Annotated in this window: 8 protein-coding genes and 1 pseudogene; 2 read left to right on the forward strand and 7 right to left on the reverse strand. The window is 50.2% G+C overall.

Annotation, left to right across the window (positions count from 1 at the left end; all coding sequences use genetic code 11):
* Positions 1–396: 396 nt before the first annotated feature.
* Positions 397–2,394 carry a RagB/SusD family nutrient uptake outer membrane protein gene (locus tag C3V43_RS08945; RefSeq protein ID WP_106069512.1) on the reverse strand — a complete coding sequence of 666 codons (1,998 nt, stop codon included), beginning with the start codon at positions 2,392–2,394 and terminating at the stop codon, positions 397–399.
* A gap of 33 nt (positions 2,395–2,427) precedes the next feature.
* Positions 2,428–5,625: a SusC/RagA family TonB-linked outer membrane protein gene (locus tag C3V43_RS08950; RefSeq protein WP_106069513.1), complete on the reverse strand. Its 3,198-nt coding sequence runs from the start codon at positions 5,623–5,625 to the stop codon at positions 2,428–2,430.
* A 1,038-nt stretch (positions 5,626–6,663) separates the two neighbouring features.
* Here C3V43_RS08950 and rhuM point away from each other — a divergent pair.
* Both rhuM and C3V43_RS08965 read left to right on the forward strand, forming a co-directional pair.
* Positions 6,664–6,963 (forward strand): annotated as a pseudogene (gene rhuM / locus C3V43_RS14925) (RhuM family protein); the annotation flags it as partial.
* A gap of 154 nt (positions 6,964–7,117) precedes the next feature.
* Positions 7,118–11,191 carry a hybrid sensor histidine kinase/response regulator transcription factor gene (locus tag C3V43_RS08965; RefSeq protein ID WP_106069515.1) on the forward strand — a complete coding sequence of 1,358 codons (4,074 nt, stop codon included), beginning with the start codon at positions 7,118–7,120 and terminating at the stop codon, positions 11,189–11,191.
* A 6-nt stretch (positions 11,192–11,197) separates the two neighbouring features.
* On the opposite strand, the gene C3V43_RS08970 is transcribed toward C3V43_RS08965, so the two are convergent.
* The 5 genes from C3V43_RS08970 to C3V43_RS08990 form a co-directional block, all read right to left on the reverse strand.
* Positions 11,198–12,763 carry a glycoside hydrolase family 43 protein gene (locus C3V43_RS08970; RefSeq protein WP_106069516.1) on the reverse strand — a complete coding sequence of 522 codons (1,566 nt, stop codon included), beginning with the start codon at positions 12,761–12,763 and terminating at the stop codon, positions 11,198–11,200.
* 18 nt (positions 12,764–12,781) lie between these two features.
* Positions 12,782–14,716 (reverse strand): sialate O-acetylesterase, encoded by a 1,935-nt coding sequence (locus C3V43_RS08975; protein WP_106069517.1) that lies wholly within the window; start codon positions 14,714–14,716, stop codon positions 12,782–12,784.
* 278 nt (positions 14,717–14,994) lie between these two features.
* Positions 14,995–17,517, reverse strand: a complete 2,523-nt coding sequence (locus tag C3V43_RS08980) for a glycosyl hydrolase family 8 (RefSeq protein ID WP_106069518.1) — start codon at positions 17,515–17,517, stop codon at positions 14,995–14,997.
* 30 nt (positions 17,518–17,547) lie between these two features.
* Entirely contained in the window at positions 17,548–20,118 is a 2,571-nt protein-coding gene (xyl3A, locus tag C3V43_RS08985; RefSeq protein ID WP_106069519.1) for a xylan 1,4-beta-xylosidase, read from the reverse strand.
* Positions 20,119–20,190: 72 nt separating this feature from the next.
* Positions 20,191–22,764, reverse strand: a complete 2,574-nt coding sequence (locus C3V43_RS08990; protein WP_317046019.1) for a glycosyl hydrolase 115 family protein — start codon at positions 22,762–22,764, stop codon at positions 20,191–20,193.
* Between the last annotated feature and the right edge of the window lie 532 nt (positions 22,765–23,296).

Genomic DNA, 23,296 nt, shown 5'->3' on the forward strand with positions numbered 1-23,296 from the left:
GAGATAAAAAGGTAAAAAGGAATGATTAGAATAATCTTAACAAAGAAGGATTTATCCATACAGCAATCACACAGTCCCACAAACTTATATTGCTGCCCATGGTGCACCGGTTTGCACGAGCATTCCGGTATACTTTCACTGGCTTGGAGTCAATACTAAATGCCTCTTCTACCGTGACGAAAAATCCCACTACCTCCAAGTCGGAGAAAGTCGGAACAACATCGCAGTAAGGGATATTTCCCTTTCCGTTTACTTGATTTTCTGTATTCCATCTGCAGATTTCGATGATTCTTCAGAAACCTTGATACGTAGGTTGAGAAAATCAAACAATCTGCCCGCCGTTAAGGATTGAAATGTCAACGGCGGGCAAAAAAGATTTGATGGAATAATCCTTTTTTAATTCCATCCCGGGTTTTGTACCAATAGATTACTAATGCTTGTCTGATTGAAAGGAATAGGGTAAAGATACATGTTGGTACTAAACTTTCTCGGCAATATATTATAAGGAATAAGAGTGTAGAATGAGCCGTCTTGCTCGTTTCCATTCATATTCATGCCATGAAATTCACCTCCTTGTCTACCTTCATTTTTGTCGGCAATCATCCAGCGGCGCACATCGAAATAACGATACCCCTCAGCAAACAATTCTACCTGTCTTTCATCTCGGATAGCCTGACGCATAGCCTCCTGATTGCTGATAATACCGATTTTCTTCCCTTCCTCTTGCAATTTCTGATAGCCGGGAATGCCTGCCCGTTCGCGCACAAGATCAAGGTATTCCGCTATTTTCGGATGCTTGGGGTCTATTTCGTTCAACACTTCGGCATATAGTAGATAAAAATCGGCCAATCTGAAAATAATGGAGGGTCTATACACGAATCTTCTACCATTGGGTAAAGTGGGATGTACATTGCGGTTACAAAATTTATAGCACAGATATCCGGTAGAAGGATAGTTGCCGGCCTGATTATGGCAACCAGCTATCCCACCATATCCGGGAAGCGGATTGGAAGACGATTCAATGTCTTTAGAGAAATATACCCGTGTGGCTTTGGAACTTTCGGGGGTATTTCCTTGCAGTTTGGTGTTCGATACCACATCGTGCCAGCTCTTTCCCTGATAAGTTATTGCAGCATAAAAACGCGGTTCACGATGCGCGTACATATTAGAAATATCTTTATCGGTCAGTACGATAGTTTTGCCTTTTTTCTTAAAAGTGGTAGCTGGATTTTTCACCTCGGTTTTACCATCTGTTCTATAACCGGAGTCTTTATCGCTTATTTTCAGACCATTGTCCATAAAAAAGGCATCTACCATCTCTTGTGTCACTCCCATGTATCCCCCATTACTGTTACCACCGGTAACTTGTATATCCCTAGGTGTTTGCGCTATCTCCACATCTTTCCATGATTGGTTAGGATTGGCCCAAATAATCTCTTTGTTGTAGTGTTGAAAGAGTTCGTACACATTCAAATGCGGATCATTGTTCTCACTTTTGTATAATGTGTAATTCCCTTGTTCTGCATAATGCAGTAACTCCTCAAGAGCTTCCTTAGCCTTCTCCCATTTTTTTGCATCATATGCAGGGAATAATTTTTTGCCGTCTTTATTGGTAAGAGTCAATGCCTCAGTGTATTTCCCATTTAATAATGGAGAGGCGGCTAAAACCCGTACTTTGGCTTTCAGTGCCAACGCCACACCCTTGGTCGGGATAGCCAACCGATTCTCTTCGAATCCACTGGGATAGGCATCTGAAAGGCGAGTATCATCTAACCCCTCCATAGACAATTTGATATCTTCTTCGATGGCATCAACCACCTCATCAACTGTATTTCGGGCATAATCAGCATCAGGGTCTGACGGGTCAGCTTCCGTTTTCATTATTGGAATAGGGCCGTATTGTTCTAAAAGTAGATAATGTGAATAGGCACGAAAAAAGTAAGCCTCGGCTTTGAGTTGCTTCATTTCGGTTTCGCTGATAAAATCAGCTTCTCCCAACCGACCCACTACCCGTGCGGAGTCTATGTAAATAGTGGCTTGCCGGATTACTTGATACAATGCTTTCCAACGGTGGAAGTTACCGGATGCCGAGGTATATCCCGAAACGGGAGTCGTTTTTAGATTACCGTTCAGGTTGGTGCACATTTCATCAGATAATGCCACCCAAGGATTTTGCATACCATTGGGACTGGCAGAGGTATAGGCTGAATAGTCAGGCATGGCTTTATAAATATTACGCTGAAAGCGGCGTATCTGTCCGGGATTATCGGTCAATACAAAGGCTTTGGTGTCCGACGATGAGAAATCGTCTTGTATATCCAAGTAGCTGCATGATAGCAGGTTACAAATAAGTAGAATGGATAATATAAATGATAAATGAATATGCTTTTTCATCTTGTTTTTCTATTATTTATTAAACGTGAGCTTCTAAAAAGTGATGTCCACCCCGAGATTGAATGAACGTTGTATGGGATATCCCATTCCAGAAGAAGAATTACCCATTTCGGGATCCCAATATTTGATATGATCCCAAGTGCAGATATTTTGACACAAAAGATATATACGCAATGCCCTCATTCCAATACGCTCAAGAAAACTTCGGTTGAAACGATATCCCACTTCCAGATTCTTAAATCTTAGGAAACTACCATCTCTTAGCCACCAAGTGCTTCTTCGATTGTCGTTTTCACTCATATTGCCCAACATCAGGCGAGGTAATACGACTTGCTGGCTCGGATTGTCGCTTTGCCATCGGCTGAGCGCAAATTGTTTTACAGAGGTTGTGAGTGGCTCCTGCCCTAAGAACGGCAACATCTCAGATGGTTGCAGATACACACTTCTGTTTGCCATACCTTGGAAAAAGGTGCTTAAGTACACTCCGCCATAGCTGGCCGAAAATCCGAAACCATAAACAATTTCAGGTTTCTCAGGAAATGTGCCTTTGGGGGTTCTGACCCAGTCGAATTCGTCGATTATACCATCATTATTCATATCAACATACTTGATGTTACCGGGATATACAGCTCCATATTTGGATACGGGAATTCCATCCTTAAGGGTGTAGGTCTTTACGCCGGTAACAGGATTTTCGGTGATGTCAAAATCATTGTCGATATATAATCGTTCGGCAACCCATGCATCTATCTGACCAATTTTACTTCCTGTAGTCATCTGGTAGGCATATTTCCTTGGCACTTCATCCATCTCTATTATCTTGTTGCGTGCGAAAGTAAAAGTACCCATAGCCCCGATTTGCCATTTCTGCCATGTTTTCGAGAAGTTAAGACTGCTTTCAAATCCATAGTTTCTCACTTTTCCAAAATTCTGGAATGGATTATTTATTAACCCTGAAACCTGACTTACGGTATTGCGTTGCAGTAAAATGTCGTGTCTAAGATTATTAAAGTATTCAAGTGTCAAGCTGAATGCATCGTCTAAAAGTCCAATATCCAGACCAATATTTCGCTTCTCCTCTATTTCCCAACGAATCTGTGGATTGTAGGCCTGTTTCTCGTAAATCAGACGTTCGGACTGATTGAGACCACCAGCAGAAGACATACCCAGAAAAACTCTCTCATTAGACCACGTGAGGCTCTCTTTGTAAGGGAAACGACTGGATGCCACTTGATCATTACCCGTTAGACCATACGATAGTCTGAGTTTCAGGTTGCTGACTCCTTGTTTTCTGAGCCAAGGTCCGATCTTTCTTTCGTTAGTAAGTTGATAACCTAGCCCCATGGCGGGAAAGAAACCATACCGGTGATTAGGAGCAAAATTCTCGCTACCCGTAAAGCCGAAGCTCAGGTTAATATAGTACTTGTTGTCAAAAGCGTAGCCGGCACGTCCCACAAAACTTTGTTTCTTGTACGGATAAGGGTTACCTTGTATCTGGCTTTCTTTTTGCATATAAAGCAATAGAGCGTTCACGGCGTGGCGTTTGGCGAAAGTTCGATTATAGTTCAAAGAGGCCTCCAAATAAATGCGCTTGTTTCCTCCGTTAAAGCTACCGTCTTTAGCTTCTGTGGCTGTACTCTGTCCATTTACCACTTTTTTCAGCAGCAGATTACCATCATCGTCTCGACCGGATTGATAGAATTCGTTGGGCTTACGGGCACGGCTTATTCGGGCAATGAAGTCGGCATCAAAACTTACATTCCCCTTTATATAAAGTCCCGGCGTAATGAAATTAAGACGCTGTTCTATACCTACATTGGTTTGCAGTCCTACCCGATATTCGCGTGTATAGCCTTTGAAGTTCAGCAGTGTGTAAGGATTTTCAAAACCTCCCGTTGCGCTATATCTGGACGGATAACCATTGGAGTATAACATCGGAATAAGGTGAGGAGCACTACGCATCATGGCATTGAAAATGTCTTTTGTCGAGGTTCCGGGATAGTTGGTGGTAAGGTACTGTCCGCTCAAATCCACACGCAACTTAGTCCATTTGGCTATATCGAAGTCTATATTAGTACGCAGATTGTATCGCTGCAATCCGATATTCACGTTGTATTGGTCTTTTTTCTCAAACTCGGTTACGTCACTCGTAGGCTTCGATTTGAATAACCCTTCTTCGTTGAAGAAAGAAGCTGCTACGAAAAAACGTACTTTTTCGCCCCCTCCTCTGAAGTTCAGTGCCAACCGCTGATTCAGTGCCACAGGTTTCAACAAATCCATCCATCGTGTATTTGGGTAGATATCGGGATCGGCATTGGTGATGTAACGGTTGATTATCTCATCCGAGTAAGGAGGAGCATAATTACCTGCTATATTCCAAAATCTCTTATCGGGATTTCCGGCTGTGTTCCATGCCGCTTCGTTGTATAAAGTAAGCCAGTCTTTAGAGTCAACAAATTCCACTACACGAGTAGGCTGATTTACGAAACAATCGGCTCGAAGTTCGATATTTGTCTTTTGTATTTTTCCACGTTTAGAGGTTATCAGAATTACGCCATTAGCTCCTTCCGCACCATATACAGCAGTAGCCGAAGCATCTTTGAGAATAGTGAATGATTCTATTTCTTCAGGACTGATGTCCTGAATGTGGCGAGGTACACCGTCGACTAAAACTAAGGCTCCGGTACCTCCCGAAAATGAACTGATTCCACGAATCCATATTTCGGCATTGTCATACCCAGGCTCACCCGAACGTTGGATGGCCAATAGACCCGGAATACGTCCTGCTATATTGTTGGTCAGGTTTCGTGCTGGTAACTCTAATCTTTTTCCTTCAATGGCTGAGATAGAGCTTACCACTTGATCACGCTTTTGTTCTCCATAACCTATCACTACCACATTCTCAAGCATTTCACTATCTTCTTTCAAGATCACGTTAATCACGGAGTTACGATTTACCTCAACAGATTGCATCCGCATACCTACGTAAGAGAAATCCAAGATACTGTTTATCGGAACATTCTGTATAGTATAATGCCCATCGGCATTGGTTACAGTCCCATTTTTGGTACCTTGCACCAAGACGGTTACACCGATCAGTATTTCACCTTGTGCGTCGGTTACTGTTCCTTTTACGGTGATGAGGGTTTGTCCTAATAGGGAAGATGCTGTAAGCAGAAGAAAAACCCACAAACTCATTCTTTTAAAGCTACATTCTGTTGCATTTTTCATACTTCTTGTCTTTTGTGTTAAGATTAAAATGTTTGTAATATAGGTAAGAATCCTATTCGCTAATAGAATTGTATTATAGCTAAAATATGCAAGAAAATTTGCGAGTAGTTTAATATTGTTCGCACAAATAAAGAAAATATTTTTATATAAAGCAATATTTTAAATAAATATTTGGTTATATATGCTGAAAAACATATCTATTTTCTATATATATCCTATAAGTAATAAATATTACGGAATAAATAATAAAACCGAAAGGATTTTCCTACATTGTATAAAATATAAGGTTGTTCTGTCGTAAATAATCACCTTTAATAAATATCCTTCTATCAATCTAACAGTTTGATAAGTATCAGATACTTTATTTATTTTCTCTTCCAAATCTACTAAATACCTGAATTTGTGATAGGCTGTTCCTTTTGCTGAAGATGAGGGGTTGCGTCCTTTCGGACGGATATTTCCTGAATACACCGGTTTACGGCGGTCAGGCAAAAGAGAGCCTTTCAGGTCGGCCGCCCTCGCCCTGTTTGACAGTTGCAATCCTTTGTCGTGACAGAGGCAAGTGTCCAAGCCGACAGACATAAGTCTCCGACATGACAGACACAAGTGTTTGAGCCGTCAGACGCAAGTGTCCGACAAGGCAGGAGTAAACACCTGATAACCAATGCAGTTTGGCTTTAAAACACAAGTCTCCGTGCGAGGTTGTCGACCTGCTTCTTATCCCAAACTCAGGTACTAAATAGATATTATCTAACAGTTTCGATTAGCAGTCTCCTCCATAGAATAGGGAAAAACATCCTGCATCCGATAAGGTGAAATAAGAATAATGACCATATCCGAGAATGAAATTTCTATATCTGAATAAGTACCGAATTATCCACTTATATAAGATTTAGGCTGTGGAGGTTGTGCCAAAACTCTGCACAACCTCAAAGGTAAATATACACTTTGCCGATGAGGATGTGTGGCTCACACAGAGACAGTTGGCGGAGATTTACGATACTACCCAACAGAATACCTCATGGAAAAGAACAGTAACGGCTCAACCTTCTCGTATCGTAATTCCTCGACTTTGTTGAGTTCCAAGCTCTGGAGGAACGTCCGACGAAGATGACGGATGGATAGCCGCCTTCGACAATCAAATCATAGCTCTGCAACGCAAACTATTTGGAGGGGAAAGGCTGTGTATTCCACAAAGGAGCTATAGAGAAAACCGAATGAGAGTTCGCCATCTACCATCTCTACCGCTAAAGAAAAATGGCTCAACTTGAAAGCGACTTCGATAAAATGGTGAAACGACTTTCCAAGCGAGAGCAAAATCCGTTGAAGAAAGAATAAGTTTTTTCGATTTACTTTTTACTCCCAACCAAAACAGCACAGGATGTAACTTTCTTAATAATGAACTCTTAATAGCCGCTTTAAGTGTTTTTTCACCAATACAAATACCAAAAAGCGGTTCTTTTTCTTATTTTTGCGACATATATAATGCGCCATGAGAAACAAAGTCACCATCCTATTTCTGCTTCTGTATATATCAACCTTGTGCCACGGACAAAAAGGGAAACTTTTCACCGTAGACCGGGAGCTGTCGAGCAGCATGATAAACAGCATCTACCAAGACCGGAAAGGTATTGTATGGATGGCCACTGAAGACGGACTGAACCGCTACGACGGAAGCAAGTTCACGGCATACAAGCATCAGGAAAAGAACCCTTTCTCTTTGCAGAACAACTATACCCGCGTGCTTTTTGAAGACAGAAAGCAGCACTTCTTCGTGGGAACATTGACGGGAGTGCAAACCTACGACCGCAGTACGGAACGTTTCACCAACGTACCCATGGACTTCAACAGCAGTCCCACCGTGAATGCCAACATATCCAGCATCATCGAACGCAAGAACGGCGACGTACTTATCGGCACATCGGGGCACGGCGTTTTCTTGCTGAACCCCGAAGCAAAGAAGATAGAAGCCCGCCAAATGCCCGACCTGCTACCCACTTTCTTCGTCAACGGACTCTACGAAGACCGCACCGAAACCTTGTGGGTAATCACCGACGACAAGGGCGTGTTCCGCATAAAGAAAGGCGGGCAGACCGTGAACTATCCAAGCGGCAAGGACTTCATGTGGCCCTCGTGCATCTGCGAAGACAACCGGGGAAACATCTACATAGGATGCCTCAAAAGAGGCTTGTTCAGATACGATGCACAGGCGGACAAGTTCGTACACATCACCCACGGAGTACACTCTTCCCTTCCCGTCAAGACCCTCACGCGCATGGGCGACAATGAGATTTATATCGGTACGGACGGAAACGGCATGAAGGTTTACAACATAAGCAGGCAGGTCGTCGAAGACAGCCGCATCATTACCTCCGCCTTCGATTCGGACAAGGCCAAAGTGCACTCCATCCTGAAAGACAAGCAAGGGAACATCTGGTTAGGATTCTTTCAGAAAGGCGTGATGGTGCTGCCTACCATCACGAACGGCTTCAAGTATATAGGCTACAAATCGTCCACGCACAACTCCATCGGTTCGGGCTGCATCATGTCCATTTGCCAAAGCCGCGACGGGACAATTTGGGTGGGGACAGACAATGACGGCATATACGGCATTCATCCCGACGGAAACCCAAAAGTACACTTTGTGCAGACGGCAGATACCGCCTACTCCGTATCGCCCACCATCATGAGCGTATACGAAGACTCCAACCGGAATCTATGGATAGGTTCCTACCGCGACGGCCTCGCCCGCCTCAATCCGCTGACCGGCCGATGCGACTACATGCACCTGCCCGACAAGAACGGGCAAAATGCCCAAAGCATCTACTGCATGGTAGAAGACAACCGCAAACAGTTGTGGATAGGTTCCATGGGAGCCGGACTCTTCCGCATGCAACTCGACACGAAAAAGGTATTCTGCTATCCTACTCCCAAAAGCGGACTGGAATACCGCACCGATGCCAACATGCTGCACAATGCTTGGATAAACTGCCTGCTGCACACCCGGAATGACAAACTCTACATAGGCACATACGATGGCTTGGGTTGCCTCGACATCGCCACCGGACACTTTGCCTCTACCCACAAGACCAACCGTTTGCTGCCGGGAATTGTCGTTTCCGCCCTATTTGAAGACGCAGACGGAGGAATATGGATAGGCTCCACGCAGGGACTGAAATTCCTCGACCCAAGACAGGGAAACATTCAAGAATTTACAATGGAAGACGGGCTTCCGAGCAACTCCATATCGGCCATCAAGGCAGACAGCAACGGCAACCTGTGGATAAGCACCAACTTCGGCATCTCGCGCTTCAACCCCAAAACCAAGGTCTTTGTCAACTTCTATGCGGGCGACGGATTGCAGGGGAACGAATTCAGCAAAGGTGCTGTCTGCACCAGCGCACGCAAGGAACTGTTCTTCGGAGGAACGAACGGCATCACCTACTTCACCCCCAATAAAATAAACGACATCAACAAGAAGCCCGAAATACGCATTGTCGACTTCTACATACACGACAAAGCCGTGAGAGCCGGCATGCAATCGGGCAACCGGGACATCGTGACCACCTCCGTAACCGATGCGGAAGAGTTCCGGCTTTCATACAAAGACAACTCGTTCAGTATCGAGTTTTCGGCCATGGAATTCTACAACCCCGAACGAATCAGCTATACCTACACGCTGAACAACGGCGCTTGGGTCAGTCTGCAACCGGGCATCAACCGGGTGTCTTTCAGCGACTTGGTGCCTGGCACATACCTCTTCCGTGTGAAGGCCAAAGACTATAACAACTATTCCGAGACAAAAGAAATCAAAATCACCATCTCGCCCCCTTGGTACGAGTCACGGTGGGCCAAGATGCTCTATTTCCTCATCACGGCGGGCATTATCGCACTGATTGCCCTGCAAATCCGCCAACGCTACCGCACACGCCAAGCCATGCAGAAACATCGGCACGCTGAGCAGCTGAATGAAGCCAAACTTCAGTTCTTCATCAACATTTCCCACGAGATACGTACGCCGATGTCGCTCATCATCAGTCCCCTGCAAAAGCTGATTGAAACAGACACGGACAAAGAGCGGCAGCGGAACTACGGACTGATATACCGTAACGCCAAACGGATTCTACGGCTTGTGAACCAACTGATGGACGTGCGGAAAATAGACAAGGGACAGATGCAGCTCCGCTTCAGAGAAACGGAGATTGTGAGTTTCGTGCAAGACCTTTATCACACGTTCGAGCACCTTGCCACGGCCAAACACATTAAACTGAACTTCCGCCCCGAAGTAGAGGAGCTGATGGCGTTCATCGACTCGAATAACTTCGACAAGGTCATCATGAACATCCTCTCCAACGCCTTTAAGTACACACCCGAAGGAGGGAACATAGACATTGACCTGCACACGGGCGAAGATCTCGAAGCACCCTCCGCCGCCATGCGCCACTACTTTGAGATCGTTGTAAAGGACAGCGGAATCGGCATCAAGGAGAATGAAGAGAAGCATATCTTCGATCGCTTCTACCAGATACAGAACAACCAGAATGAATCGAACATGGGCACGGGTATCGGCCTGCACCTGACACGCTCGTTAGTGGAACTGCATCACGGCACAATAGAGGTGCGGAACAACAGCGATACACCGGGATGTAGCTTCATCATACGCCTGCCACTGGGGAAAGCGCACCTTAGCGAGTCGGAAATAGAAGACACCATTGCCGAACCCACCCACCACGCAGATGCGCTGGCTGCCCCTCTCGCACCTGCCGAGCCGGAAGAGAACGACGGTAAACCGACCAAGACCAAACACCGCATATTAGTGGCAGAGGACGACGAGGAGATACGCCGTTACATCCGCCGTGAACTGGGTTCTGACTTCCACGTGCAGGAATGTACCAACGGGAAAGAGGCACTTGCCCTTGTGCACGACCGAATGCCCGACTTGATAATCAGCGATGTGATGATGCCCGAAATGGACGGCATGACGCTTTGCCGGAAAGTGAAGGGGAACATCCACCTCAACCACATCCCCGTCATCCTGCTTACCGCCAAGAATAGGGAAGAGGATAATATAGAAGGGCTCAGCATAGGGGCGGATGCTTATATCACAAAGCCATTCAACATTGAAATCGTGCGGCAAACCGCCTTTAACCTTATCAAGAACCGGGAAGTGCTGAAGAATAACTTCCAAGGCAACCAAGAGCAGGAGAGGCACATCCAGACACCCGAATTGGAGTCGCCTGACGAACGTCTGCTGAACAGAATCATGAAAGTCATCAACGAGCAACTAAGCAACCCGGAGCTGAACGTGGAAATGATTGCCGAAAACGTCGGTATCAGCCGCGTGCATCTGCACAGAAAGCTGAAGGAGCTGACCAACCAGACTACCCGCGACCTGATACGGAACGTGCGACTGAAACAGGCGGCAACTCTGTTGGCCAGCAAGAAGCACAGCATCAACGAAGTTGCCACACTGACGGGATTTACGAATGTCGCCTACTTCTCTACGGTTTTCAAGGAGCTTTACGGTGTGTCGCCCAGCTCCTATATGGAAAAGACACGGGAGTGAGGCCCTTTAATCCGAAATCTCATCTTCTAACCTGAAATAATCGAAATCGACGTGTCCGCCTGCCTTTCGGGTGGCGTAATTGAATAGGGCGAAGCGATAGCCCATAAAGTGAGGCATGGTGTACGACATCTGCAAGGTGTTTCCTATCAGTGTCCATGTGCTGCCGTCCGTGCTATAATAGAAACGTCCTTTATCCGTCCGGTTTCTGAAGTCGCATTCGGCCTTGAGGTAAACCGCCTTTCCGTTTAAGGGCAGGCTTTCCACTTCCACCGGTTCGTCCGCCTCCCCGTTCACCATCACGATGCGCTTCTTGCCGCCTACCACCTTCACACCCACTTGTCCGTACTTGCGCTGGAAGAGTGAGAGTCCGGCAAAGTCGCCTTCCTTCATGCCCGTGACGTCCATGCGCACGAAGCCGGAGCAAACCGGGCCGATGGTGCGCTGCGTCAATGTGTTCTTGGCTTGCATGAAAGAAGTCTCCACACGTCCGGTGGTCAGGCGCAGGTAGCCTTTGCGGGCAGTGACCGACCACAGTGCATTGTCGGGATTATGATTCCACTGCCACACAAGCGGCAACGCAGCCTCGCCGGGTTTCCGTACGAAGTCGTCGGAACAGACAATGCCCGGCATCAGGCCTTTGCTTGCCGGAAGTTCCAGTTCGTCGGGAGCTACGCCGTTGACGCCAAACACCGGCCAGCCGTCTTCCCACCGAACAGGTACCAAATAAGGAATGCGTCCCACGGCACCGCAGTCCTGAAACAGGTAGGCAAACCAGCGCCCGTCGGGCGTATCTATCAGTCCACCCTGCGCAATGCCGCGATCCTGAAAGGCGACCTTCCCCTCATACGGGCCGTTGATACTATCGGCACGATGCACCAACACAGTGCGCATGCCGCCGCGAGGCCAGACGATGTTGACCAGATAGTACTTGCCGTTTACCTTGAAGAGTTGCGAACCTTCGGCGCCCAGCATAATCCGGTCGCCTGCCGGAGCGCTGGCATTCTCCAGCAATACGCGTTCGGTGCCCGGCTTCAGACCCGATAGGTCTGCTTCCAACTCGGCAATGAACAGCTTGCCGTTGCCGTATATCAGGTAGATGCGCCCGTCATCGTCAAAGAAAAAGGTATGGTCGTGGCAGGAGGGCGAGAACTCGATGCGCTTCCACGGACCTTTCTCTATATCTGCGGTGACAAAGAAATAGGTCTTGCCGGTGGTCTGCGCAAAAGTGGATACGTAATACATTCCTTTATGGTGGCGGATGCAGCTTGCCCACGACCCGCGTCCGTAGGTGTTCTGTCCGCCGTCCAGATTCATGGTCGGCAATTCGCCGGTCAGGACGTCGCAGGCATAGTTCACCAACTCCCAGTTGGCAAGGTCTTTCGATTTCATGATAGGTACACCCGGCACCATGTGCATCGTAGTGCTGCTCATATAATAGGTGTCGCCCACACGCACCATCGACATGTCGGGCACATCGGCATAAATCAACGGGTTCGTTGCCCTTTGTTGCGCTTGCAGCAGTGTGCCGCCCGATAGTACGCATAAGAGTAAAAGTATTCTGAATATGTTCATCGTAATAAAGGTAATGGTCTATTTAAACAGATTCGGCAGGAACTCATTCAGGCATCTGCGCCAAGTAAGCCATTCGTGCGCTGTGCCTTGCGACTCATACGAAGCTACGCGAATGCCCATGTCGCGGAGCGATTTCACCAATTGTGCGGTTCCCATGTTTTCTTCGGTTCCGCATCCGAGGAACAAGCAGTGCACCTTCTTGTTGAAAGCGGCGGCATCGGTAAATACCCCGTTAAAGGCGTCTTCTACATTCAAGCCGAAGATGGCGCCGCTGAAACCTCCGATATAGGAGAACTTATCCAGATTGGTCAGCGTGATGTCGAACGTCTGCTTACCTCCCCAAGACAATCCCGCCATGGCGCGATGCTCGCGGTCGGTATAGGTGCGGAACGTTTTGTCTATCATAGGGATGAGGTCGTTTATCATCAGCTTGGCAAAAGAGGCGCCATACAGGTTGCGTTCTTCGTTCACATCCTTGCCGGGACGGGGACGGAAGCCCACTTCCACATCGCCGCTCTCCATCACCACGATCATCGGCACGCACTTTCCTTCGGCAATCTGGTTGTCCATAATGTTGTACATCAGTCCTTGTGTGCTCCAGCCGGTCTCGTCTTCGCCCATGCCGTGTTGCAGGTAGAGCACCGGATAGCGCTTCTTGGGCTTCGTTTCGTATTCGGCAGGCGTATATACCACACAACGGCGGAAACGCTGCTGCGTCTCAGAGTAGTACGTGCATGTGCGCACCTGTCCGTGGGGCACGTGCTGCGTGCGATAGTAATTACCCTCTTCTCCTTCGGGCACTTCGATGCCACCTGCCATGCGGCTGCACCCGAAGAAAGTAGTGGTCATGGGGTCGATGACGGAAAAACCGTCCACCAACAGGAAGTAGTAGTGGAAACCTACCACCAACGGCTCGGTCTTGACTGTCCACCAGCCGTTTTCATCCTTGCTCATATCGTACTTCTTGCCGCATATATCCACCTGAAGACGCTTCACGTGAGGCGAGTGAATGCGGAAATAAGCACGGTTTTCTTTATCTAACCGGGGAAAGTCGCACCCGTGCATGTTGGTAGAAGCAGGCGTCGTGCTCTTCATTATCTCTTCCGCCGTAATCAGCTCCTTGCCCATCAGCTTCAACATTTGCTCGGCATAGCGACGTCCCAACACCCGATAGCCGGCAGCATCGAAATGCAGGTGGTCGGCGGCACAGCTCAAGCCTTTGGAAGAGACAACGGCAGCATTCTTAATTACTTGCGGCAGGGTGGCGATAATCGGGTTCATGCTTGCACACACGCCTCCGTGGTCGGCATTGACCACTTCGCCTGCGAGCAAAGGCACCTCTTCGGCCTTCAGGTTCAAATCGGCCAACAAACTCTCATAAACGCTCTTTACTTTCTGCGGCCAATCCTGCTCACCGGTGTTCGATTCGCCTTGATGCAGCAGGATGCCCTTTATCACGCCGTCTTTCCGGGCAATCTTGGCCATCTCCACCAAGCGGCCGTACGGGTCGTTGTCATACGCCTTCAATATACCGGCCATCCAGTCGGGAGCTGTCTTGACGTACGCCTCACGCTTGTCTTTCTGGAAAAGTTCTATCCTGCAACCTCCAACGGCCACGTGCACCACACCTATCCGCACGTTTTCCGGAAGATTCTCCACCATTGTCCGCCCGAAGTAATCGGCAGGCGTCAACCCCGTATTAGGGCGGCACAGCGGGGCACGGGCGGGATACCAGTTGCCCTTCACTCTGCCCAATTCTTTGTTGTCTACCGCCGACAGTACCTGAAAACGCGGATTGACCAATGTGTCTTGTGCTTCATAATGTGCACTACCTTCCATGTTCGATTGTCCGAGACACAGATAAACGTAAAAATTCTCGTCTTGCGCAAAAGCCTCGGCTCCTGCCAAGAATAACCCCACCCACAAAAGGACGGAAAATAAAACCTTTTTCATGTCATATAGATTATTGATTCGCCATCACGACCTCTCCGTTGCCGGAAATCGTTTGTTGTATATCTCTGTATCATGCTCTTGTTCTGCGTTCTGCCTCTCAAGGAGGAGGTTTCTTTTTCAGGCATTCGCAGCCCTTTTGTCAAACACCGGTGTTTGAGCCGACAGGCACTTGTGTTTGAGCTGACAGACACAAGTGCCTGACACGACAAACACAAGTGTTTTGAAGGCAGACACCGATGCCCTGCAAAACGGCCTCTTGCCGGCCTTTTTTCTGCTCCTCATCTTTCGGGAAAGATAATCCGGTATTGCCCGCTCAGGTGCATGAAAGCAAACAGCCGGAGCAGTCCGTCGTAATAGGCATCGAAATAGCCGTCTTCATAAGGCACATGTCTTGCATTCCAAAGGCGGTCTACGAACTCACGGCTCTTGCAATGAGTGACGGTCAGCGACACGGCTGCGGCAGTGGCCACCAGCCCCAAGGAGTGGCGTAACTTTTTATATCCCCCGGCATCCAAAATCTCCTTTACCTGCGTGCCGTCCACATTATACTGATCTACAAAAGTGTCTATGCCCTCGTTGTAGAAGAAGTTCTGTATCTTGTTCCCGTACTGTTGCTGCCATTTGGCATCTTCGCATGCCCAAGAATAATCCAACGCAATGTTCATGGGTACACGCCAAGAGTCGAAACGGAAAGCATCGCCGATGATGCGGTTGCCGCCCAGCAATGTACCGTCGTAATTGTTATAGTCGGGGTTGAGTCCCGTCACGGGGTGAATGCTGCGGTGCAGATACTCCCTGCTCTGCCGGGCGCACTCGCGCCAGAAGCCTGCCCGTCCGTCGTCCGCCCATCTTGCCCATACCTCGTAGAAGGCAGGCAGGTGATAGGAGGGGTCGGTGAAGCTCCCGCCCCACGGATCGGGCGTAAAGGTTATCAGCTTACGCTCCGTATGGATAAAAGGCACCACACGATCCATTCCGGTCTTCTGCATGGAGCAGTCCAGTATGTGCCGGGCTTCAGCCAGATAGTCGATGCCTGTATCGTTTCCCCAACGGTTGGAGGCGAAGATGAGCGACGTGACGTAATAGAACTCGCCATCCGAGGCCGGACCTTGTGCGTTGCGCGTACCGTCGGTCTTGCAGCTCCATGCAAAGTATCCTTTCATCGGGCCTGACTGATGCTGCATGTATTTCTTTCCCCAACGCCAGAGGCGGTCGAAGATATCCTTGCGGTCGAACTGCACGGCAATCATCAGTCCGTAGGACATGCCCTCCGTGCGCACGTCGTGGTTCTTGACATCGCTGATGTAGGCCATCGAATCGCCCACTTCAAAATAGACTTTGTCAGGTCCGTAGAAGATGCCGTCGAATGCCTCTTTCAGTTTGGCGTCGATGTCGGCCTGCTTGTATCCCATCTCGGCGAACAGGTTGCGGTACTGCCTCGTCTCGAACGCGCCGGCTTCCCACGGAAGGGCATCGAAACCTATCCAATCCACTTCCACCTTTCCGCCTTTCTGAAGCGAGATGTGCAGATCATGTATTCCCTGCGGAGCCGAGGCCACAGCCACACAGCTCTCTGTCCACTCCTTGCTGCGCGGGATGGGCACAGACGCTATCAACTTTCCGTCCTTTCCGCCTGCCCGCACTTGCAGCACATTGGCAGAGAACGAACGGGCGCGTACCGTCAGCCTCTCCACCTTTTCATTGCCGAAGTCCACCCGGTCGTATTGCAGCCACGCATTCTTTCTGCTGAAGACCGCTTTCCACCCCCGGAATTTATCGGCCTCGTCCAAGAATGCGATGGAGACTCCGGCGGGAGCCGTACGGCTATAACGGTCTATCTGGATTCTGGTACGGGCATCCGTGATTCCTACCCCACGCAGAGTGGGAATTACTTTGCGTATCGTTCCGTCCTCATTGAAAGAAAGCGAATCTACCCGCACCGAACGGTTTTTATCGAACTGCGGCGAATAGTCGTTATGATGATAAAATAGATACCATTGTCCCTGATACTCCACGATGGAGTGGTGGTTTGTCCAGCATCCGGTAGGGGATTGGTCCATGATGATTCCTTTAAACTCGAAAGGTCCCATCGGATGGTCGCCCATGGCATAGGCCAATGTTTCGGTCTTGTCCTGCACCCACGGGAAAGTGTAATAATACTTGCCGCCGCGCTCAAAGACGAAAGGGCCTTCCTTGAACCCATCGGGCAACTTCTGCACTTGCACGGGTTCGGAAGCCAGTTCCAGCATATTGTCTTTCAGCTTTGCCATCCACATGCCACCGCCTGCCCAATAGATGTAGCTCTGCCCGTCCTTGTCGGTCAGCACACAAGGGTCGATGCCCCTCACGCCTTCTATGGCACGCATCTGTGGAATAAAAGGACCGTATGGTTTATCGCTCACAGCCACTCCCACGGCAAAGCCCCTCTCTCCGCCACGTGGCGTGGATGGGAAATAGAAGTAGTACTTGCCATCTTTAAAGACGCAGTCGGGCGCCCACATGGAATACGATTCGGGCTGCACCCACGGGACACGCTCCTGACTGACGATGACGCCGTGGTCTTTCCAGTCGGTCAGGTTTTCGGAGGAAAACACATGATAGTCGGCCATGCAGAACCACTCCTTCAGCCGCTCTATGGGACTTGGTATGTCATGAGAAGGGTAGACGTACATCTTTCCCTCAAACACTCTGGCCGTGGGATCGGCCGAAAACTGGTCGCGGATAATGGGGTTCTGTGCCTGCATCGCAACGGACGTCAAGCACAGAAAGGCAAATGCCGATATGATTGATTTGTTTTTCATTAGCAAAAGGGCAATGTTCGTTTTCTATTCTCAATCCATCACTATCATCTTCAGGTCTTCATCCTTGGAACTGTTGCCGTAGAACACCTCATACCGGGCACCCGGCGTCACGCGCATGGTGTTCGTGCTGTGGTCGAAGAATTCAAACGCCTCGTCCGAGAGTTGCAGCACCACGTCCTTGCTTTCGCCCGGCTTCAGGGAGACACGCTGATAAGCTTTCAGGCTCTTCAACGGTCCGTCGGTGTCGCCCACTTTACGCACGTACACCTGCACTACCTCCGTACCGGCACGCTTACCGGTGTTGCTCACGGGCACGATCAGTGTGCGTTTCGCCTTGTCCGCCCGTGCCTCGCCGAAGCTGAAGTCGGTGTAACTCAATCCGTAGCCGAAAGGAAACAACGCATCGGACATATAACGATAGGTACGCCCTTTCATTGAATAATCTTCGTAATCGGGCAGTTGGTCGCTCGATTTGTAGAATGTCACCGGCAGCTTGCCCGAAGGGTTATAGTCGCCAAACAGCACGTCGGCCACCGCTTCGCCGCCCAGTTCGCCACCATACCAAGCCTGAAGGATGGCATCGCAGCTCTCCGTTTCGGGCAGCAGGGCAATGGCCGAACCTGAACAGTTGACCAGAATCACTTTCTTTCCCGCTTCTTTCAAAGCCTTCAAGAAGTTGCGCTGCACGGCAGGCAGTTCGATGTCGGTGCGGTCGCCACCTTTGAATCCGGGCAGTTCCACCGGCATCTCCTCACCCTCCAATTGCGGAGAGATTCCTCCTACAAACACAACAGTCTCAATGCCTTTCAGCCGGGCTATGCTCTGTCCGTAGTCGATGTCGGTCTCTTTCCCAAGATTGAACTTGAGGTTGGCCGCCCAATTCTCTACCTGTGCATACAATATCTCTATCTTATATTCTTTTCCTTTTTCCACTTGCAGCAAGGTGCGTGTGTCGGTGGTACGCCACGTGCGTTCCTTGCGCATGGACTCGCCGTTGACGAACAGTTCGAAATAGCTGCATCCTTCCATGCTGAGAAGTACCTCGCCCGATTCTTTCGGTCTGAACACCGTCTCATATTTGGCAGAGAACTTTTCGAGGTTGACGCCCGGACCGAACGTATGTTGTCCGTAGGTGGTCACGTTGATGGGGCGGGTGGTGCGAAGCGAGGAAACCGGTTCGCCTGCGCGGTCGGGGTTATTCCAAAAAGTGGCCTTGATGCCGGGTCTACCGCCTATCCCGCATTGGTCGAGATAGGATTCCAGAATGCGGTTGTTCACCAAGTCGCAACCTCTCAGGTAGGTCACTTTGTTCTTGCCGAGTTTGCCGCGTATGCCATCCAGAATGGTGACGGTTCGGTTGGGCGTCCCGTTGTAGTTTCCCCAAAGCATGGCCTTCTCGTCGGCATTCGGACCGATAACGGCAATCTTGCCGGCAGACTTGCTCAGCGGCAGCACATTATTCTTATTCTGCAACAAAGTCATGGTTTGTCTTGACATCTCAAGAGCAAGTTTTTTGTGCGCGTCGCAATTGATGACCGATGCCGGAATCTTAGACCACGACACCAACGAGGGGTCGTCCATCTCGCCCAGCTCAAAACGGCCTTCGAGCAGGCGGAGCACATGCTTGTCTATCTCCTCTTCCGAAATCAGTCCCTGCTTCACGGCTTTGGGCAGTTCGGTGTAAGCATAGCCGAAGCCGCACTCCACATCCGTACCGGCCAACACACCTTTGGCGGCGGCATGCATGGCGGTGGACGAAGACTTGTGCGAAGTCCAGAAATCGGAGATGGCACCGCAATCCGAAACCACCATGTACTTGAAGCCCCATTCGTCGCGCAGGATTTGTTGGAGCAGACGGCTGTTGCCACAGCATGGGTCATCGTCCAGACGCTGGTAGGCACACATCACCTCGCGCACATCGGCTTTCTGCACCAATGCTTTGAAGGCAGGCAGGTAGGTCTCCCACAAATCGCGGGGACTCACATTGTTCAAGTTGGCCGAGTGGCGGCTCCACTCCGGGCCGCTGTGTACGGCATAGTGCTTGGCGCAGGCCAGCAGCTTGCGGTATTTCTCGTTTTCAGGGCCTTGCAATCCCTTCACCACGGCTATTCCCATCTGCGATGTCAGGTAAGGGTCTTCGCCGTAGGTTTCCTGTCCGCGTCCCCAGCGCGGGTCGCGGAAGATGTTTACGTTGGGTGTCCATACCGAGAGGCTGTGGAAGCGTTCATCTTCCTGCCCGTTGCGCATACGCTCGTTGTACTTGGCACGCATCTCGTCGGATGTGGCGGTGAAGATGCGGAACAACAGGTCTTCGTTGAACGAGGCCGCCATTCCTATCGGTTCGGGAAACACGGTGACGTTTCCCTGATTGGCCACGCCGTGCAGCGCCTCGCTCCACCAGTTGAACTTCTTGATTCCCAGCCGGGGAATGGCTTCGGAAACGTCGCACATCAGTTGTGCTTTTTCTTCCAATGTAAGACGCGAGAGCAAGTCCTTCGCTCTTTCCGTCGAACTTAAATCAGGATTCTGGTAAGGCTCTTTTTCTGCTTTCACCAGCAGGGCGCAGAGGACGCAGACAACAAATAAAAGAACTTTTTTCATGATATTTCAATTAAAGATTTTAAAACAAGGTATATCCGACCGGGGATTCCCCCGATGTTTTTCGTTCCAACGCTACGGCTCGCGCCTGCAAGGAGACTCGTTCATGAACAGGTAGCTTTCTTTATAGCCTCCGTAGTCCACCACGATTTTCTCGAAAACGATGCCGGGCTCCAGAGGTTTCAGCACCAGCATATGCAATCCGGAGTTTGTTTCCGGAAGGCGCATCCGTATCTTCTTCTCCACCACCCGGCGTGCCACCGTGGGATAGAACTTGGTGTAGATGTTGGCAGGCTCTTCGTTCAGGTCGCCATTGAAGTTCACTACCTCTTCGGCGCCTCCCTCGAAAGCCACGGAATAGCGGTGCCCCTGCACATTGCTGAAAGCCAAGGTGGACTTCACCACAACGTGCACGTCGACCCACTCCTGTTCTGCCGGAAGCTGCATCCGGTAGCTCAACGACGCATTGTCCACCGCAGCAGTATAAGGCATCAAGGCTACGCCGCTCAACGTGCGCCCCATATGCGGAATCACTTTCCATGCGGCATCGGCGGCATCTACGGCACGATGGAAGTGCTCGGCTTCGATAGCCACCACCCCGTTCTCTCCGGTGAAGGTGTATCCGCCCGTAAGGCGTCCGGCGTCTGCCACACGGAACACTTCCGGCTGCACGTCGGCCGGGAAGTCATCGTTCCACGAGGTGTATCCGATGTGCTTCTGCGTCATGATGCCCTTCCACTTGCCGCCCGACATCAGCTCATTGTAGTCGTGGCACAGTTCGGCGTCGCGTTTAAAAGCACGCTCCACCCGCTCCGCCCACTCGTTGGCCTGCGGATTGTTCTCCTTATAGAGTTTATGGTTCATGGCTTGGGCATAGTACATCTCATAAAGGTTTGCCATGGCCTGCACGGGGAAGAGGATGAGCTGTTTGTAAGCATCCTTGTAGGCCGGTTTCAACGAGATGTATTGCCTCAAGGCTTCGGCTTCCAGCTTCAGGAACTCGTCCGACACTTGTTTCCATTCGCCCGTTTCAAGGTTGTAGGTGTTGCGGTCCAGCATCTCGGGCGTGACACGTCCGCTGTATTTGCTGTAGAGGTTAAAGATGCGCATGGCCTCTTTGGCCTGCTCTTCGCCGAACTGGGCGGCGCAGAACCGCTCGGTATGCTCCAGCAGGTTGTCGGCGTTGTAGCTTCGTGGGTTCCATGCCATATCCAAGAACAATGTAATGGGATATTCCATCGGCTTGATGTCGCCCACGTTCAGTACCCAGAGCTTGTCCACACCGTAGTCGTAGGTCAGGCGCATCTGCTCCCACAGGTTCTGAATGGGGGTCACGTTCAACCACTTGGTATTGCGGGGCGCACCCACATAGTCCACGTGGTAGTACATGCCCCACCCTCCCGGATGTTTCCGCCCTTCGGCATCGGGCAGACGGCGCACGTTTCCCCAGTTGTCGTCGCACACCAGCATGATGACATCTTTGGGCGGACGCAGACCCATGTCGTAGTATTTCTGCACCTCCTTATAGATGGCCCATACCTGCGGACGCTTCTCGGCCGGCTTTCCCGTCACCTCCTTGATGATGCGGCGCTGGTTCTTGAATATCTGCTCCATGAGGCGCATGTTCTCCTTGTAGCGTGCCACGTATTCGTGGTCTTTGCCCTCTTCGCCACCCATCGGGGCATCGCCGTCGCCACGCATCCCTATGGTGATGAGGTCTTCGGTGGAGGCAGCCCTTTCCATTCCCTCGCGGAAGAAGCGGTCTATCACCTCCCGGTTGGAGGCGTAATCCCATGCCCCGTATTCCTTGCGTTTCCTTACCCACTCCTGATGGTTGCGTGCCATCGGTTCGTGGTGAGAGGTGCCTACGATGATTCCCATTTCATCGGCCAGCACGCTGTTCATCGGGTCGTCGGCATAGAAGGCCGATGCCCACATGGCAGGCCACAGGAAATTGGCTTTGAGCCGTAGCAGCAGCTCGTAGACATGTTCGTACATCTTGCTGTTGAACTCGCCGAACTTTGCGGTGGCCCAGCTGCCCAGACAGGGCCATTCGTCGTTGATGAACAGGCCCCGGTACTTCACGGCCGGTTCGCCATCGGTGTACACACCTCTTTTTATATGGATTGCATCGTGTTGTTCTGCAGGGACATCCATCCACCAATACCAAGGCGAAACTCCTATACGGGCAGAGAGTTCGTAGATGCCGTAGATAGTGCCGCGCTTGTCGCTTCCGGCAATGAGCAGTATTTCTTCCTCCGATTCAGGAAGCGGCGCACGAAGGGTGGTGATGAGAAATTTCTCGTTTTTGCCTTCCAACACGCCGGCTTCTATCCCGGCGGCTTTCATCAGCCGACGAACGAGCGGACTCTTGTCCCACGAGCCCACTACAATGCGTACGTCTTTTCCGGCCTCTGTCACCAAACGGGGCTTTGCCGCCGTCACCCTCTCGAAGTCGGCCTGCAAATTGCCCACTGCCCTCAACACGCCCTTATGTTCCGCCCCGTCGCACCAAATGGCGAACGATTTGCTTTGCGGAGTGACCAGCGCGAAACTTCCGCCATCGGGTTGGAAAGAGAGCCATCTATCGGTTGCCCTCAAAAAAGTGGCCTGCGCGGAAAGCATCCACAGCAGCATCAGCGTAATCATTTTCTTCATACTCAATATCTTGTTCTTTCAGACGGAGGCAAAGAAAAGCATTCTTTGCCAATCTGCCCCATAAACATGTTTCAAAAACTTTTGCCGATGTTACATATTGCATATAATGGCCTATGAAGCGGGCCGTGGGCTGTTTTTTTCGACCGACAGGCCTGCTTCACTAAGCCAATCCGCACCGCCGCACCGAACGGGGAAAACGAGTATGCTTTCGGAGCGCATTTTTGGGGGGAAAATGACGTTTTGCAAACTTCTGTATCTCAAGCCCTTGCAAACTCCACTTTTCTTGTTTGGTGCGCATATATCCGCACCGTGCTGGAGATATATCCGCACCACGCTGCGGATATATGCACACCGAACGAGATAAATATAGGTAGCTTTCCGTCCCCACAAAACACCGCTGCGCAAGGCCTCCAAAAACCCGGACGGAGAGAAACAAGAAAGGCGCAGACCGCACAGCCCTTCAAGGTTTCCTCCTCTGCTCGGAGGGTCTTGAAGCCGAAGCGATCTGCGCCTCTAAAAAAAG

This window comes from Prevotella heparinolytica, from assembly GCF_002998535.1.
Taxonomy (GTDB): domain Bacteria; phylum Bacteroidota; class Bacteroidia; order Bacteroidales; family Bacteroidaceae; genus Bacteroides; species Bacteroides heparinolyticus.

Excerpts from the sequence above, each read along its gene's own strand:
- C3V43_RS08945 (WP_106069512.1), bottom strand. The coding sequence starts at position 2,394 with ATGAAAAAGCATATTCATTTATCATTTATATTATCCATTCTACTTATT.
- C3V43_RS08950 (WP_106069513.1), bottom strand. The coding sequence starts at position 5,625 with ATGAAAAATGCAACAGAATGTAGCTTTAAAAGAATGAGTTTGTGGGTT.
- C3V43_RS08965 (WP_106069515.1), top strand. The coding sequence starts at position 7,118 with ATGAGAAACAAAGTCACCATCCTATTTCTGCTTCTGTATATATCAACC.
- C3V43_RS08970 (WP_106069516.1), bottom strand. The coding sequence starts at position 12,763 with ATGAACATATTCAGAATACTTTTACTCTTATGCGTACTATCGGGCGGC.
- C3V43_RS08975 (WP_106069517.1), bottom strand. The coding sequence starts at position 14,716 with ATGAAAAAGGTTTTATTTTCCGTCCTTTTGTGGGTGGGGTTATTCTTG.
- C3V43_RS08980 (WP_106069518.1), bottom strand. The coding sequence starts at position 17,517 with ATGAAAAACAAATCAATCATATCGGCATTTGCCTTTCTGTGCTTGACG.
- xyl3A (WP_106069519.1), bottom strand. The coding sequence starts at position 20,118 with ATGAAAAAAGTTCTTTTATTTGTTGTCTGCGTCCTCTGCGCCCTGCTG.
- C3V43_RS08990 (WP_317046019.1), bottom strand. The coding sequence starts at position 22,764 with ATGATTACGCTGATGCTGCTGTGGATGCTTTCCGCGCAGGCCACTTTT.